Raw genomic sequence first — 15,344 nt, 5'->3', positions numbered from 1 at the left:
GCTTCCGTCGCGCTCACTCATCATTGAGGAATACACAACATGTCTATCCTGCTGCAAGGCATCATTGCCTACCCGGTCACGCCGTTTTCCGTCGACGGCGGCGTCGACCTGAAAACGCTCGATGCGCTGATCGAGCGCCTGATCGCCGACGGCGTTCATGCGATTGCCCCGCTGGGCAGTACCGGCGAGAGCGCGTACCTGTCCGACGCAGAATGGGAGGCGGTTGCCACCGCGTCGATCCGCGCGGTGCGCCGGCGCGTGCCGACCGTCGTCGGCATCTCCGATCTCACCACGGCGGGCGCGGTGCGCCGCGCGCGCATCGCCGAACAGGCCGGCGCCGATGCGGTGATGGTGCTACCGGTGTCGTACTGGAAGCTCGGCAACGACGAGATCGTCGCGCACTACCGCGCGATCGGCGACGCGATCGGCATTCCGATCATGCTGTACAACAACCCGGCGACGAGCGGCGTCGACATGTCGCCCGACCTGATCGCGACGATCTGCCGGACCGTCGACAACGTCACGATGGTCAAGGAGAGCACCGGCGACATCGGCCGGATGCACCGGCTCGCGCAGTTGAGCGACGGCACGATCCCGTTCTACAACGGCAGCAATCCGATGGCGCTCGCCGCGCTGGCCGCGGGCGCGGCCGGTTGGTGTACGGCCGCGCCGAACCTGAACGCCGCGTTGCCGCTCGCGCTGGTCGACGCGATGCGCGCGGGCGATCTGGCGCGCGCCAGGTCGGCCTTTCATGCGCAGTTGCCGTTGCTGCAGTTCATCGTCAACGGCGGGCTGCCGGTGACCGTGAAGGCAGGATTGCGCCTGCGCGGCTTCGACGCCGGCGAACCGAGGAAGCCGCTGCTGCCGCTTGGCGAAACGCGCACGCGCGAACTCGAACGCCTGCTTGCGGCACTGGCGGATGGTGTGCCGGCATGAACGATGAAGCACGGCCGGCGATCGCGGTTGCCATCGGCGCGGTGCGGATCGGCACGAGCCGGCCGCTGGCCGGCACGCCGCACGCGAGCGCGATCGACAAGCGGCCGGTCGATTCGCGTCTGTGGCTGGGCGCGCTCGGCTTTGCCGGCGACGAGCAGGCCGATGCGCGGCATCACGGCGGGCCGGACAAGGCGGTTCACCACTATGCGCACGATCACTATGCGTGGTGGTCCGCGCAGATCGGCGCGCGCGACGTGCTCGCTCGACCGGGCGCGTTCGGCGAGAACCTGTCGACGCATGGCGTGACCGAGCACGACGTGTGCATTGGCGACGTGTTCGCGCTGGGCGGCGCCGTGCTTCAGGTGACGCAGTCGCGGCAGCCGTGCTGGAAGCTCAACGCGCGCTTCGATCATCCGCGGATGGCCGCGCTCGTGCAGCAAAGCGGCCGGACCGGCTGGTACTACCGCGTGCTGCACGAAGGCTGGGTGGCGCCGGGCGACGTGCTGGCGCTGCATGAGCGCAGCTTTCCGCAATGGCCGTTGTCGACGGTGCTCGATGTGCTGTACCGGCGCACGCTCGACATGGCCGCGCTCGACGCGCTGTGTGACGTCCCGGTGCTGCCGCCCGGCTGGCGCAAGATGCTCGAAAAGCGCCGGACCGAGCGGCAGGTCGAAGACTGGACGAAACGGCTCGAGGGATGACGGGCAGTGGCCCGTGGCTCACGGCTTACCTGGCCGGCAATTCCCGCACGTCGGCCGTCGGCGTGGAGCCGAACGCATCGCTCAGCGCATAGCCGATCAGTTGACGTGCGGCCGCCTCGGGCGTCGCGAGCGCGCCGCTCGACTTCAGCTGGTCGAACTTCTCGCGCATCGGGAAGCTGTCTTCGCTGGTCGAGCGGATCGTCGCCTGCATGCCCGTATCGACGACACCCGGCGCGACGCTGCAGATTCGCAGCGCGTGGTTCGCGTCGAGCGCGACCGCGCGCGCATGGTGATCGAGCGCGGCCTTGGTCGCGCAGTAGATGCTCCAGCCCGCGTACGCATTGCGCGCCGCACCGCTCGACAGGTGCAGGATCCGGCATTCGGTCGTGGCGGATGCCGCCTGCGCGAGCGCGGCCGACAGCATCAGCGGCGCTGCGACGTTCAGGCCGACCGCGCGCGCTACGATCGCCGGGTCCTGCGCGGCGAGCGGGCCGATCGGATCGACGATACCCGCGTTGTTGAACAGCAGCACGATCGATGCGCCGTCGACGAAGCTGCGCAGCGTGTCGCCGGCCAGCCAGGTCGCGACGGCCGACGCGTCCGACAGGTCGAGTTCGACTTCGGCGAAGCGGTCGCCGGCTTGCGATGCGAGCGACGGATGACGGCTGCGCGACACGCCGAGCACGGCGATGCCTTCCTGCAGCAATTGTTCGGCGAGCGATGCGCCGAGACCGCGCGTGTGTCCGGTGACGATGGCGCGCACGTGCGGCGCGGAAGAGGATGCAGTCATGGTGGCGAACGGGTGATTGGGTGAAAAGGTGGGCGGTGTCTACGAGCGGCGCGCAGGCGCGGCAGCAGTGCGTGTTGGGCGGGTGATGCGTGGTACTGGCGTGCAGAGGCGGTTGCGCTGCGCCGCGGATGTCCGCGTGAACGCCTATCGTAGCGCCGGCATGCGTGCCGCGCAAACGCGGGCATGATTCCGTGACTGCGCCGCGGGCTGCGGCGTGTGTGGAGCGCGAATTCGCGAGTGCCGTACGCGTGCATCGTCGCTTGGCACCGGGAGGCTAATACGTTGGACGAAAGCGACTGCGGCAAGTGCGCGCGCCGGCACGGCGAGCAGCGCCGGGCCATGCGTCGCGAGCTATCATATGGCTCGCCCGTTCGCGATGCCGGACGGGCCGCGACCGTTTCCCCTCACCTGCTGCACGCTGCGAAGCCACCATGAACACCACGCCGGATACGCCCACGCCACACGCCCTTCGCGAACTCACGCCTCTCGAGGCCCGCATTCTCGGCGTGCTCGTCGAGAAACAGCACACGGTGCCGGACACCTACCCGCTGTCGCTGAATGCGCTGACCGCGGGCTGCAACCAGAAAACCGCACGCTCGCCGGTGATGAACGTCAGCGAGGACGAGGTCACGACCGCGCTCGACGGGCTGAAGCACCTGAGCCTCGTGATGGAAGGCAGCAGCAGCCGCGTGCCGCGCTTCGAGCACAACATGAACCGCGTGCTCGGCATCCCGAGCCAGGCGATCGCGCTGCTGACCATTCTGCTGCTGCGCGGCCCGCAGACGGCCGCCGAACTGCGCCTGAACAGCGCGCGCCTGCACGGCTTCGCGGATATCTCGTCGGTCGAGGCGTTTCTCGACGAACTCGCGGCGCGCGCGCAGGCGCTCGTCGTCCGGCTGCCGCGTGCGCCGGGCGCGCGTGAGAACCGCTGGATGCACCTGATGTGCGGCGAGGTGAACGTGGCCGACTTCGCGAGCGCGGATGGCGGCGGCGCGGATTCCGTGCCGCCTTCCGAATTCGAGGCGCTGAAGGCCGAACAGAAACGCCTCGCGGATGAAGTGGCACGACTGAATGCGCTGGTTCAGCGGATGGCCAGCGAACTGGGGATCGACGTCGACGCGCAGGGCGACGTGGGCTGATCCACCGCGCGACGCGACGCGGTGCCGGCGCGTGCACGCGCGCAGTGCAGCGGGCATCGGTCGCCGCGACGCCATCGCTACCAGCGGCACCCCGATTGCGGCGAAACGTCGACATCCAGCGCCCTGCCGAACGCGGTTTTCTTGCCGGTGCGCGCATTGGTGTAGATCATCGAATAGATGTTGGCGCCCTGCGACATCATTTCGTATCTCCCGTTGATCTTGCCGTCGACCATTTCGACCCAGGTTGTCGTGAACTGGTGCGGACGGTCTTCGGCGAGCACTTCGTCCTCTTCGTGTTCGATCACCAGCGGGAGGGCCGTTTTCGATTTCGCGTTCCGGACCATGCCGCCCGTCCAATTGACCGCATCGTCGTAATAGGTGCGCATCTCGAAGCGCACGGGTTTGTCGCCGTCCGATGTGAAACAGAACACTTCGGTGGAAACCTTGGCGAGCGCCGGCAACGAAATACAGAGCAGTACCGCGGCAAGAGCTTTTTTCATGATGGTGGTGTGCAAGAGATAAAGCGGCTTTTTAACCGACACTGATCCGCGTAGCCCCCGCATCGACGAGCCGGAACAGCAGATCCTCGACAGCCGTCTCGGGCGCGGAACCGAGATCCGCATTGACGCGCCACCCCTGTTCCGTGCGAACCGGTTCCGACAGGTAGTGAACGATGCCATGCAGCTCGTCTTCGGCCGGCGTGTTCTCGTCGTCCACATCGAACCACGCGAAGAACCATGTCTTGAGCGCGTCGATCGCCGCGCTTTCGTCGAGGCCGTCGGCCTCGATCGCGGCCCAGTCCCACACGAACGGGCGGATCGACACGGCCGCCGTTTCGAGGTCGAACGCGAACGGCTCGAAATCCAGTTGCGAGGTCGAATCGACCATCGACGGCTGGCCGGCCGCGTCGCCTTCGGCCGGGATCGTGTCGGCCCGGCACGGCAGCGCGAGCGGCCCTTCGGTGGCCAGCGCGCCGTCGGCCTGCCGGTAGGCCGGTTCGACGATCACGGCCGGTTGAGCTGCCGCTTTCGCGAGCAGGTCGATATAGGGTTGGCGGATGGCACGGAGCAGTTCGGATACGGTCATCGTGGCGTGTCGGTTGGGCAGGAAACGATCGGTCACAGGCAGGCGGTGCGCCGCGCGACCCGCATCGCACGACGGGCCGCTTCGGTAACGGACAGCCGTGATCGTACGGCACTTCATCCGGGTGCGGGCAGTCGGCCGAACGGCCGGGGCGCCCGCATCGCGTTGCGGCGGATTTAGGCGTTTACCTTCAAACAACGGAAAACGCACATCGAACGCGTTCGCGTTGTGCTTCAATTCATCCGGTTTGTACTCCTACTAAAATTACAGATTCAAAACAAACCGGATCATTCATTCACAGGAGACAGTCGATGGCACGGAAACGGTTTTGAAGCGGCAATCGCGATGGTCTGCAACACCGCCGAACTTCCTTCGATGAAAGCAGGATATCCAAGGGGCCTCCACCCATGTCCTCCAGACGTTTGATGATTGCCGCGGCCGCCGTGTCCGCTGCACTGGCCTTCGCCGCACCGCTGGCCAGCGCCGGTACGCCGACCGTGTCCGATCCGTTCTATACGTACACCGGCGCCACGCCATTGGCATCGATTCCACCGGGCACGGTGCTGAAGACGCGCAACGTCACCTATCACGTGGCCGGCATTCCGACCGCGCTGACCGCGCAGCAGTTGCTGTACCGCACCAACAACGCGCGGAACCAGCCCGTCGTCAACGTGACGTCCGTGATCCGGAGCGCGGTCAGCAACGGCCAGGCCATCTCGTACCAGTCGGCCTACGATTCGCTGAACCCGTACGACGAACCGTCGCAGGTGATCGCCGGCGACCGCGACGTTACCAAGGTCGTCAACGTGGGCACGTTGTTCTACAGCGCGGAATCGATTCCGCTGTCGACACTGCTGCTGCTGGGCTACAACATCATCGTGCCCGATACGGAAGGCCAGACGGCGGACTTCGCCGCCGGCCCCGAATACGGGATGACGACGCTCGATTCGATCCGCGCGGCGCTCAATACGCCGTCGACCGGCCTGAATCCGTCGAGCAAGGTCGCGATGATCGGCTATTCCGGCGGGGCGATCGCGACGAACTGGGCCGCGCAACTCGCGCCGAGCTATGCGCCCGACATCAACAGGCAGCTCGTCGGCGCGGCGGAAGGCGGCGTGCTGGTCGACCCCGCGCACAATCTGCGCTATGTGGATGGCAGCATCGTCTGGGGCGGCGTCGCCGCGGCCGCGCTCGCCGGGCTGTCGCGCGGATACGGCTTCGACCTGACGCCCTATCTCAGCGACACCGGCGTTGCCGTGTTCAAGGACATCCAGAGCCAGTCGCTCGGGTACATCCTGCCGAAGTACACGGGCCTGCATTGGGCGACGCTGTTCAAGCCGCAATACGCGAACGACATCAACAGCATTCCGGTGTATGTGACGTATGCGAACAAGGTGAATGCGGGGCTGGCCGCGTCGCCGACGATCCCGATGTTTATCGGCCAGGGCACGGCGGGCGCGCTCGACGGCACGTTCGGCAGCCAGGTGGGCGACGGCGTGATGCTTGCGTACGACGTGCGCGCGCTTGCGCAGAAGTTCTGCGCGAGCGGCACGCCGGTCACATACACCGAGTATCCGCTCGAACATGTGGGCGCGATCGCGCCCTGGGTGGCCGGCATGCTGCCGTGGCTCTACGACCGCTTCAACGGGAAAGCCGCACCGAGCAACTGCTGGCTGACGGCGCTGCTGCCGAGCAATTCGCTGGCGCCCGAGACGCCGCACTAGACGCGCGGGGCGACGCGGTGAAGGGCAGGGCGATCCGCTGCGGATCGCCCTTTTTGCATCCCGCGCCTGCCGTCTGTCGCACGACCCTGACCGCCGTCACATGCATTCCCCCGCCACACCCGGCTGCCGCCTCTCCCGGGTGCCATAATCGAGCCTGCACATCATTCCAGACGTCCCCCGGAGAATCACCATGCAGAACCTCGACAATCCTTCCCACGATCGCGAGGTAGGCAGCGCCGACGCGACGCAGGACACCACGCGCATCGACGACGTCCGCATCGGCGCCGTGCGTCCGCTGATTTCGCCGGCGCTGCTGCTCGACGAGTTGCCGGTGCCGGCCGCCACGCAGACGCTCGTCGAGGATACGCGCCGCGCGATCGGCGACATCCTGCACGGCCGCGACGACCGGCTGCTGCTCGTCGTCGGCCCGTGCTCGATCCACGATCACGACCAGGCGCTCGACTATGCGCGCCGTCTGAAAGTTGCCGCCGATGCGCTGAAGGACGACCTGCTGATCACGATGCGCGTCTACTTCGAGAAACCGCGCACGACGGTCGGCTGGAAGGGCTACATCAACGATCCGCGCCTCGACGGCAGCTTCCGCATCAACGAAGGGCTGCGCGCCGCGCGGCAACTGCTGCTCGACGTCAACGCGCTCGGCCTGCCGGCCGCGACCGAATTTCTCGACCTGCTGAGCCCGCAGTACATCGCCGACCTGATCGCGTGGGGCGCGATCGGCGCGCGCACGACCGAGAGCCAGAGCCATCGCCAGCTCGCATCGGGGCTGAGCTGCCCGATCGGCTTCAAGAACGGCACCGACGGCGGCGTGCAGGTCGCGTCGGACGCGATCGTCGCCGCGGCCGCGAGCCATGCGTTCATGGGGATGACGAAGATGGGGATGGCCGCGATCTTCGAGACGCGCGGCAACGACGACGCGCACGTGATCCTGCGTGGCGGCAAGAGCGGCCCGAACTACGATGCCGCGCATGTCGAGGAATGCTGCGCGGTGCTGCGCAAGGCCGGGCTGCGCGAGCAGGTGATGGTCGACTGCTCGCACGCGAACTCGAACAAGTCGCACGAGCGGCAGATCGACGTCGCGCAGGATCTCGCGCGGCAACTGTCGCAGGGCGAGCACCGGATCGTCGGCGTGATGGTCGAGAGCCATCTCGAGGCCGGACGGCAGGATCTGAAGCCGGGCGTGCCGTTGCAGTACGGCGTGTCGATCACCGATGCGTGCTTGAGCTGGACGCAGACGGAGCCGGTGCTCGACGTGCTGGCGGAGGCGGTGCGGCATCGCAGGGTGTATTCGCGGAATGCGTGATGGGGCGGCGCCGACATGAGTGCTGCGTCATCGCGTTCGATGCAGCATCTCGCGAGTGGCGCTAACATGGGCCGGTGCGATGTGTCGCGCACGCAGGCGGCTAGGCCGGCCGCGGATATCGACAACAATTCACCGGAGTGCATAAAAGCATGGCGTTCTACAAAACCCTCATCGCAGCAACCATCCTCGCATCGAGCGTCAGCGCACACGCGCAGATCGCCGGCACACAGCCGCTCAGCGTCACCGTCGAGCAATCGCAGGCGCTGCTCGAAGGCTGGAGCGTGAAGAAGAGCGTGCTCGGCAAGGCCGTCTACAACGACGCGAACCAGAAGGTCGGCACCGTGCGCGACCTGATCGTCGCGCCGGACGGCTCGGTGTCGGCGGCGATCGTGTCGGCCGGCGGTTTCCTCGGCGTGGCCGCGCATGACGTCGCGGTGCCGATCGCGTCGCTCGACGTGCGCAACGGCAACATCTACCTGCCGGGCGCGACGAAGGATGCGCTGAAGGCGACGCCGGCGTTCCAGTACACGAAGGTGCCGTCGCCGCCGAAGCCGAAGAAGATCGACGACAAGCACTGATCGATGCAGCCCGGCGCGCGCTGCGCCGGGGCAGTCCGACCGCGGGCGATGGCTGCTCCCGCGCGTCGGCGCGATCGTCGGAGGCCGGACGCTATATCATGGCGGCGAACGGATTGCGTCGACGATCGATGACGACGCGGCTGCGTTGCCGCAGTGCATCCGGCGCGAATCGGTATCGCGATTCACGCCGCAGCACGAACGCCGGCGATCAGCTTGCCGGCATCTTCCCGTCCACCCACACCCCGTCGAAACCGAACGCGACCGGCCCGCTCAGGAACACGCTGCCGGTGCCGTCCCATTGAACGGCGACGTCGCCGCCGTCGCATTCCACCCGCACCGTAGGGTCGAGCAGCCCGCGCCGGATGCCGTTGACCACCGCGCCGCACGAACACGAGCCCGAACCGAGCGGCACGCCGCCGCCGCGCTCCCAGATGCGCAGGCGGATATGCGTGCGGCTGACGACCTGAACGAAATGCACGTTGGTTTTCAGCGGAAACAGCGGATGCGTTTCGATTGCCGGGCCGAGCGTTTCGATATCGATCGCATCGAGATCGTCGACGAAGAACGTGCAGTGCGGATTGCCCATGTTGCACGCGGCCGGTGCGCCGGGCAGCGGAAGGGCGAGCGTGTCGACGGCTTCGGCGACGGGCACGTCCCGCCAGCCGACGCGCGGCGTGCCCATCTCGACCGTGATCAGCCCGTGCGCATCGTGCGAACAGAGCAGGCGCCCGCGGTTGGTGCGCAGCACGACCGACGCCGCGCCGGTTTCCCGCATCAGCTTCCACGCGACGCCGCGCGTCGCGCTGCCGCAGGTATCGAGCGCCGAGCCGTCGGGGTTCCAGAACGCGACGCGGGCGGCCGCGTCGTCGCAGTCGGATAGCACCGCGAGCTGGTTGAAGCCGATGCCGCGATGCCGGTCACCCATGCGCCGTACGAGGTCGCGGTCGATCGCCTGTGTGTATTCCCGATCATCGCCGCGCAGGTCGACGATGACGAAGTCGTCGCCATTCGCGTTCATCTTCTGAAATCGGATCGGCATGGCGGTTCCGGAATCGAGGCAGGCGAACACTGTACGTGGCTTGCCGGGCGCGATCAATCGCGACCGGATAAGGTATATGCGGCACGCTCTACGTAATTCTACGTAGCCCCGCATACGTAGTTATCCGCTTGTAAGCCGCCCCCGTCGCACGGAATACTACGGCCCATTGCCGCGGCCTTTGCAAGACCGCGGCACGACGCATCGACGTCACGCGTGTGCGGCCACTTCGCCGCATGCCATCAAAACCACATTGGAGACCAGGAGACGCCATGAATCGGGCTTCCAGTACCCTGCTCTGGATCGCGGTCGCGCTGCTCGGCGCGTTCTCGTTCGGAACGATCGCACTCGCGCACGGCGAGCGCGTCAGTGCCCTCTGGATCGTGATCGCCGCTGTCTGCGTGTATCTGATCGCGTATCGCTTCTACAGCCGTTTCATCGCCAGCAAGGTCATGCAGCTCGACGGGCTGCGGATGACGCCGGCAGTCAAGTACAACGACGGCCTCGACTACGTGCCGACCAACAAGTACGTGCTGTTCGGCCATCACTTCGCCGCGATCGCCGGCGCGGGGCCGCTCGTCGGGCCCGTGCTCGCCGCGCAGATGGGCTACACGCCCGGCATGCTGTGGATCCTGGCCGGCGTCGTGTTCGCCGGCGCGGTGCAGGACTTCATCGTGCTGTTCATCTCGACGCGCCGCGACGGCCGCTCGCTCGGCGATCTCGTCAAGATGGAGCTCGGCACGGTGCCCGGCGTGATCGCGCTGTTCGGCGCGTTCCTGATCATGGTGATCATCCTCGCGGTGCTCGCGCTGATCGTCGTGAAGGCGCTGACCAATTCGCCGTGGGGCACGTTCACCGTCGCCGCGACGATTCCGATCGCGCTGTTCATGGGCGTCTATACGCGCTACATCCGTCCGGGCCGCATCGGCGAAGTGTCGATCATCGGCTTCGTGCTGCTGATGGCGTCGATCGCGTTCGGCCAGACCGTGCACGATTCGCCCGCGCTCGCCGCATGGTTCACGTTCAGCGGCACGCAGCTCACGTGGATCCTGATCGGCTATGGCTTCGTCGCATCGGTGCTGCCGGTGTGGCTGCTGCTCGCGCCGCGCGACTACCTGTCGACGTTCCTGAAGATCGGCACGATCCTCGGCCTCGCGATCGGCATCCTGGTCGTCGCGCCGGAACTGAAGATGCCCGCGCTGACGAAGTTCGTCGACGGCACGGGCCCGGTATGGTCGGGCAACCTGTTCCCGTTCCTGTTCATCACGATCGCATGCGGCGCGGTGTCGGGCTTCCACGCGCTGATCTCGTCGGGCACGACGCCGAAGCTGATCGACAACGAAACCAACGCGCGCTTCATCGGTTACGGCGCGATGCTGATGGAATCGTTCGTCGCGATCATGGCGCTGGTCGCCGCGTGCGTGATCGAGCCGGGCATCTACTTCGCGATGAACGCGCCGGCCGCCGTGCTCGGCTCGACGCCGGAAGCCGTCGCGAACACCGTCACGCAGTGGGGCTTCGTGCTGACGCCCGACATGCTCACGCAGACCGCGAAGGCCGTCGGCGAAACGACGATCATCGCGCGCGCGGGCGGCGCGCCGACGCTGGCCGTCGGCATGGCGCACATCCTGCACCAGGTGATCGGCGGCGAAGCGATGATGGCGTTCTGGTATCACTTCGCGATCCTGTTCGAGGCGCTGTTCATCCTGACGGCCGTCGACGCCGGCACGCGCGCGGGCCGCTTCATGCTGCAGGATCTGCTCGGCACGTTCCACCCGGCGCTCAAGCGCACCGAGTCGCTGCCCGCGAACCTGGTCGCCACCGGGCTGTGCGTGGCTGCGTGGGGCTACTTCCTGTACCAGGGCGTGGTCGATCCGCTCGGCGGCATCAACACGCTGTGGCCACTGTTCGGCATCTCGAACCAGATGCTCGCCGCGATCGCGCTGGTGCTCGGCACCGTCGTGCTGTTCAAGATGAAGCGCGAGCGCTATGCATGGGTGACGATCGTGCCGACCGCATGGCTGCTGATCTGCACGCTGACGGCCGGCTGGCAGAAGATTTTCGATGCGAACCCGAAGGTCAGCTTCCTCGCGCACGCCGCGAAGCTGCAGGCCGCGGTGGACGAAGGCAAGGTGCTCGCGCCGGCCAAGTCGATCGCGCAGATGAAGCGGATCATCTTCAACGACTACATCGATGCGGCGCTGGCCGGGCTGTTCATCTTCGTCGTCATCAGCATCGCGGTGTACGGCGCGATCGCCGTGCTGCGCGCGCGCCGCGAGTCGAAGCCGACCGTGCGCGAGACGCCGTACGAAGCGATGCCGGCCGCGCAGGCGCTCGGCAGCGGACGTTAAGGGGAGGCCGCGATGTTCAGCGATCTTGGCAGCGACCTGCGCAGTGCGGGGCGTTACCTCGGGCAGGCGTTGCGGCTGATGGTCGGCCTGCCCGACTACGACACCTACGTCGCGCACATGCGTGAAACCCATCCGGACCGCGAGCCGATGACGTACGAGGAATTTTTCCGCGAGCGTCAGAATGCGCGGTACGGGTCGGGAGCAGGGAAGTGCTGCTGAACCGGGCCGGTGAAACGGTTCGGTGATTTACAAGGAAGCGCCGCGATGGATTTCGCGGCGCTTTTTCTTTGGCGGGGTGGGCGGTGCGCCTGTCGCGGGTATCGCCGCGTCGTTTGCCGGCGCGCAGCACGGCAAGGTCCGGTGGCCGGTATCATAGAACTCATTTTTCCCCGGTGGATCCGCAGGAGAACACGTCGTGCATGTCGGTGAGCGTTTCAACAGCATTTCCCATCTCGTCGGCGCGGTGCTGTCGGTGGCCGGCCTCGTGGCGCTCGTGACGATGGGCGCGCTCGAAGGCGACCCGTACAAGGTGGTGAGCTTCAGCGTGTACGGCGCGATGCTGATCCTGCTCTACGCGATCTCGACGGCGTACCACAGCGTGCGCAACCCGCGCCTGAAAGCGATCCTGCAGAAATGCGACCATTCGGCGATCTACCTGCTGATCGCCGGCAGCTACACGCCGTTCACGCTGGTCACGTTGCGCGGCCCGTGGGGCTGGTCGCTGTTCGGCGTGAGCTGGGGGCTCGCCGTGCTGGGCATCGTGCAGGAACTGACGCTCGGGCGGCGCACGCGCATGCTGTCGATGATCCTGTACGTGCTGATGGGCTGGCTCGCGCTCGTCGCGGTGCGCCCGCTGATCCATGCGCTGCCGCCGGTGGGCACCGCATGGCTCGTGGCCGGCGGCGTGATCTACAGCGCGGGCATCTACTTCTTCATCAACGACGAGCGTATTCGCCACGGGCACGGTATCTGGCACCTGTTCGTGCTGGCCGGCAGCCTGTGCCAGTTCGTCAGTGTCGCGATGTATGTCGCGTGAGCGCAATGCGGTGTTGACCCTGTGACGACGCGCCACGGGCGCGTCCGGGGAATGCGCTATCGGCGCGCGGCGGTTTGCATGGGCGCGGCCCGCTCGCCGGCGGCCGTCATGCGCGGTCGGGCGCCGGCGTCGCGGCTTGCAGCGCGAGAAAGCCGACCCATCCCCAGTACACGCGATGATGCGCGATCAGCCCGTCGTGCAGATCCATCACCTCGACGAGATCGACCTGGTCGCCTTCCGGCGTTTCGCGCGGATATTCCCATGTGAGCTGGCGGCCGTTCGAGAAGAACAACCCGGTCCGGTACCAGCGTCCGAGCCGGTTGCCCGGATTGCGCAGGCCGGCCGCGAAGAACTCGCCGATCGCGGCCTTGCCGTGCAGCACGCCCGAGCCGTGGTCGGGCAGCGCAACGACGACGAGCGGCGTTTCGAGCACCGCGTCGTCCGCGTACAGCGAAATCAATGCATCGAGGTCGCGAGCGACAACGGCGGCATGCCAGCATTCATGGATGCGCCGGGCATCGGCGTCGGTGTATGTCATGGCGGGTTCCCTGAAGTGTCGATAACGGAACCCACTGTATTGGCGCGACGCCGCGAGACGTTTCACGTCGGCCCGAAACGTGGATGCGGCCCTGGTTGAAGGCGGCCGCGCGCCAGACCTTATCCGGCCAGCGCGTCGAGATTCAGCACATACGATTTGCCGATCCACACCGCGCAATCGCGATGGTCGCGCAGGTCGTCGCCGGTATTCGGATGCAGGAAGATATCGAGCGCGCCGTGGTTCAGCACGAGCCACGGCACGATGTCGTCGAATCGCGCGGCGTCGAACGCGATCTGGTACGACCAGGCCGGATGCGGGCCGACGAGGCGTTCGTGAAAGCGGCCGAGTTCGATGACCGCGCCGAGCCGTTCGTCGACGACCTGGCGAAACGCCCAGGCCGCGTCGCGGCTGGCCGCATCGAAATAGACGTGCGCGTGCCAACTGTCGATGGCGGTGGTGTCGAGGGCAGCCATGGAAGGACTCGATAAAAAAGGGAATGCATGAGGCGCCGTGCGAAACGGCCGATGCATGATTATCGCGCGTCCTTGCCGTATGCGTCGTGTCGCGATCCGGCAATCCGAAGCCGATGATTTGTCCTGTATCAGAAGAATCGTTTGATCCGATGAAACCGGGCTTGTGGTATCCGCATGCGCGATATCACGCGGGAAGCCGCGCCGGCACGTGCGCTGGCCGGGGTGGCACAGGCAACACATCATTTCGGAAATTGAAAAGGCGGTGCGCGCGTCGTTTCGGATCGCCCGCAAAAATACAATCAGGTAATTGAATGAAATAAGGAAATTCCGGTTCGGCGGGATTCGCGAATGACGCAGATCGCATGCCGAATGCGAAGCCGAAAATATCAATTGCGAAATCGGCTATTCAAGCGGAATGCGGCGCGACATACGATGGTTTCAACGCATCGACGATCGCGATCGATGCGGGGACAACCATCTGGAGGCCACCATGCGATCCCTCGTTCCCGTTGCTGTTCTTTCCTGCGCACTCGTTGCGCTGCCCGCCGTCAGCTTTGCGCAATCGGCCGGCTCCGACTGGCAGTCGAATGCCGCGCGGCTGAGCTGGTCGGCGGCGCGCGCCGAAACCGACGCGCAACTGATGCAGATGACCCGTGCCGGCTATCGCGCGACGACGGCCGGCAACCAGAACTATCCGCTCGCGATGCAGCGTGCACTCGAACGTGTCCACAATCCGGCGCCCGACCGGTCGCGCGAGGAGCGGGCTGCGATGGAAGCGCGCGCCGCGCGCGACGCGCAGGGCGGCCATCCGGTCAAGGCGTTCTTCGTGAAGACCGCGTACTACCTGAAGGGCGAGAACACGTTCTGATGCAGGAGACGCGCATGGCTTGCCCGACCCGATTCGCCGACGTCGTGCGCGCGTCGGCGCCGAGTTGGTTGCCGGATGGGCGGGCAACGCCGCAACGCCGCGCCGCGCGACGGCGTGCGAAGCTCAACCACGATGCAGGCCGCGGCACGATCGCCTGCCGTGCCGCGTGGCCGGATTTCGCGGCGAGCGACGCTGCCGCCGGCGAGCACGAATCATGAAGACCGGCCGGAAGAACCGTCGCCACGTGCCGCTGACCCGCGAGTGGCTGCTGCCGCTGCCGCCCGCGCATGCACGCGACATCTCGCTGAAATGCCACATGGCGCTCGTCGCGCTGCGCGGCGAGCATGGCAACGAGGCGCTGCTGATGCGGTTGCGCACGAGCGTCTATCTGGTGTTCCTGGCGATCGACGACGCGGTGTGCGCGGACGCGGACATCGACCTGTGCGTCGACGCTGAGCGTGCGCTCGATGCGGGCGTGGCGCGCGCGGCGCAAAGCGGCGCATGGGCGCTGCGCGACGACGAGTGCGCGGTGCTCGAGCGCGTGCTGGTGGCGCACGACACCTGCGTCGCGACGCTCACGCGGCATCGGCTCGCCGAGCTGTGGCGTCACGTCTGCATGTTCGCGACGAGCGGCCAGCCGGCGCTCGTCGCGAGCGCGGCGGAGAAGATGCGCGCACACGCGGCCGAATCGCTGGTCGCGTAGTGCCGCGACAGGTTTCACGGGGAGGATGGAGGAGACAGGGCCGGCCGCACCGGCGCGGCCGATGCAA

The 15,344-nt window shown here is 66.7% G+C and carries 17 protein-coding genes; 11 read left to right on the top strand and 6 right to left on the bottom strand.

The window, feature by feature from the left end; translation table 11 throughout:
- Positions 1-39 precede the first annotated feature (39 nt).
- Entirely contained in the window at positions 40-936 is an 897-nt protein-coding gene (locus tag MRS60_RS26025) for a dihydrodipicolinate synthase family protein (RefSeq protein WP_034181578.1), read from the top strand.
- Positions 933-1,637 (top strand): MOSC domain-containing protein, encoded by a 705-nt coding sequence (locus MRS60_RS26020; RefSeq protein ID WP_034181579.1) that lies wholly within the window; start codon positions 933-935, stop codon positions 1,635-1,637. Before MRS60_RS26025 ends, MRS60_RS26020 begins: the two co-directional genes overlap by 4 nt.
- Before the next feature lie 25 nt (positions 1,638-1,662).
- Here MRS60_RS26020 and MRS60_RS26015 read toward each other — a convergent pair whose 3' ends face one another.
- A complete protein-coding gene (locus MRS60_RS26015) occupies positions 1,663-2,427 on the bottom strand; it encodes an SDR family oxidoreductase (RefSeq protein ID WP_034181580.1) in 765 nt (254 codons plus the stop codon).
- Positions 2,428-2,858: 431 nt separating this feature from the next.
- Here MRS60_RS26015 and MRS60_RS26010 point away from each other — a divergent pair, with 431 nt between their 5' ends.
- The gene (locus MRS60_RS26010; RefSeq protein WP_243565814.1) at positions 2,859-3,566 is read left to right on the top strand and encodes a YceH family protein; all 708 of its coding nucleotides are present in this window, start codon (positions 2,859-2,861) and stop codon (positions 3,564-3,566) included.
- Positions 3,567-3,643: 77 nt separating this feature from the next.
- Here MRS60_RS26010 and MRS60_RS26005 read toward each other — a convergent pair whose 3' ends face one another.
- Positions 3,644-4,081, bottom strand: coding sequence for a hypothetical protein (locus MRS60_RS26005; RefSeq protein ID WP_243565813.1), 438 nt, complete (start codon positions 4,079-4,081; stop codon positions 3,644-3,646).
- 16 nt (positions 4,082-4,097) lie between these two features.
- Positions 4,098-4,652 carry a hypothetical protein gene (locus tag MRS60_RS26000; RefSeq protein WP_243565812.1) on the bottom strand — a complete coding sequence of 185 codons (555 nt, stop codon included), beginning with the start codon at positions 4,650-4,652 and terminating at the stop codon, positions 4,098-4,100.
- Positions 4,653-5,056: 404 nt separating this feature from the next.
- On the opposite strand from MRS60_RS26000, the gene MRS60_RS25995 reads away from it, so the two are divergent.
- From MRS60_RS25995 to MRS60_RS25985, 3 genes are all read left to right on the top strand, one after another.
- On the top strand, positions 5,057-6,373 hold the full coding sequence (locus tag MRS60_RS25995; protein WP_243565811.1) for a lipase family protein: 1,317 nt from the start codon (positions 5,057-5,059) through the stop codon (positions 6,371-6,373).
- 190 nt (positions 6,374-6,563) lie between these two features.
- Entirely contained in the window at positions 6,564-7,694 is a 1,131-nt protein-coding gene (locus tag MRS60_RS25990) for a 3-deoxy-7-phosphoheptulonate synthase (RefSeq protein ID WP_105390591.1), read from the top strand.
- Between the two features lie 149 nt (positions 7,695-7,843).
- Complete coding sequence (locus MRS60_RS25985; protein WP_034181586.1) at positions 7,844-8,272, top strand: PRC-barrel domain-containing protein; 429 nt, start codon at positions 7,844-7,846, stop codon at positions 8,270-8,272.
- 208 nt (positions 8,273-8,480) lie between these two features.
- Here MRS60_RS25985 and dapF read toward each other — a convergent pair whose 3' ends face one another.
- The gene (dapF, locus tag MRS60_RS25980; protein ID WP_243565810.1) at positions 8,481-9,311 is read right to left on the bottom strand and encodes a diaminopimelate epimerase; all 831 of its coding nucleotides are present in this window, start codon (positions 9,309-9,311) and stop codon (positions 8,481-8,483) included.
- 269 nt (positions 9,312-9,580) lie between these two features.
- Here dapF and MRS60_RS25975 point away from each other — a divergent pair, with 269 nt between their 5' ends.
- From MRS60_RS25975 to trhA, 3 genes are all read left to right on the top strand, one after another.
- Positions 9,581-11,659, top strand: a complete 2,079-nt coding sequence (locus MRS60_RS25975) for a carbon starvation CstA family protein (protein ID WP_034181588.1) — start codon at positions 9,581-9,583, stop codon at positions 11,657-11,659.
- 12 nt (positions 11,660-11,671) lie between these two features.
- On the top strand, positions 11,672-11,878 hold the full coding sequence (locus tag MRS60_RS25970; RefSeq protein ID WP_006480280.1) for a YbdD/YjiX family protein: 207 nt from the start codon (positions 11,672-11,674) through the stop codon (positions 11,876-11,878).
- 196 nt (positions 11,879-12,074) lie between these two features.
- Positions 12,075-12,695, top strand: a complete 621-nt coding sequence (gene trhA / locus MRS60_RS25965) for a PAQR family membrane homeostasis protein TrhA (RefSeq protein WP_034181589.1) — start codon at positions 12,075-12,077, stop codon at positions 12,693-12,695.
- 106 nt (positions 12,696-12,801) lie between these two features.
- Here trhA and MRS60_RS25960 read toward each other — a convergent pair whose 3' ends face one another.
- Both MRS60_RS25960 and MRS60_RS25955 read right to left on the bottom strand, forming a co-directional pair.
- Complete coding sequence (locus tag MRS60_RS25960) at positions 12,802-13,233, bottom strand: nuclear transport factor 2 family protein (protein ID WP_131946596.1); 432 nt, start codon at positions 13,231-13,233, stop codon at positions 12,802-12,804.
- Between the two features lie 119 nt (positions 13,234-13,352).
- Complete coding sequence (locus tag MRS60_RS25955) at positions 13,353-13,706, bottom strand: DOPA 4,5-dioxygenase family protein (protein WP_131946595.1); 354 nt, start codon at positions 13,704-13,706, stop codon at positions 13,353-13,355.
- A 490-nt stretch (positions 13,707-14,196) separates the two neighbouring features.
- Here MRS60_RS25955 and MRS60_RS25950 point away from each other — a divergent pair, with 490 nt between their 5' ends.
- Complete coding sequence (locus MRS60_RS25950) at positions 14,197-14,574, top strand: hypothetical protein (RefSeq protein WP_243565809.1); 378 nt, start codon at positions 14,197-14,199, stop codon at positions 14,572-14,574.
- A 214-nt stretch (positions 14,575-14,788) separates the two neighbouring features.
- A complete protein-coding gene (locus tag MRS60_RS25945; protein WP_105390579.1) occupies positions 14,789-15,277 on the top strand; it encodes a hypothetical protein in 489 nt (162 codons plus the stop codon).
- The last annotated feature ends 67 nt before the right edge of the window (positions 15,278-15,344 follow it).

This window comes from Burkholderia pyrrocinia (assembly GCF_022809715.1).
In the GTDB taxonomy this organism is placed as follows: Bacteria; Pseudomonadota; Gammaproteobacteria; order Burkholderiales; family Burkholderiaceae; genus Burkholderia; species Burkholderia pyrrocinia_C.
Note: the sequence above shows the minus strand (reverse complement) of the source record. Positions and strands in the feature narration are given on the sequence as shown.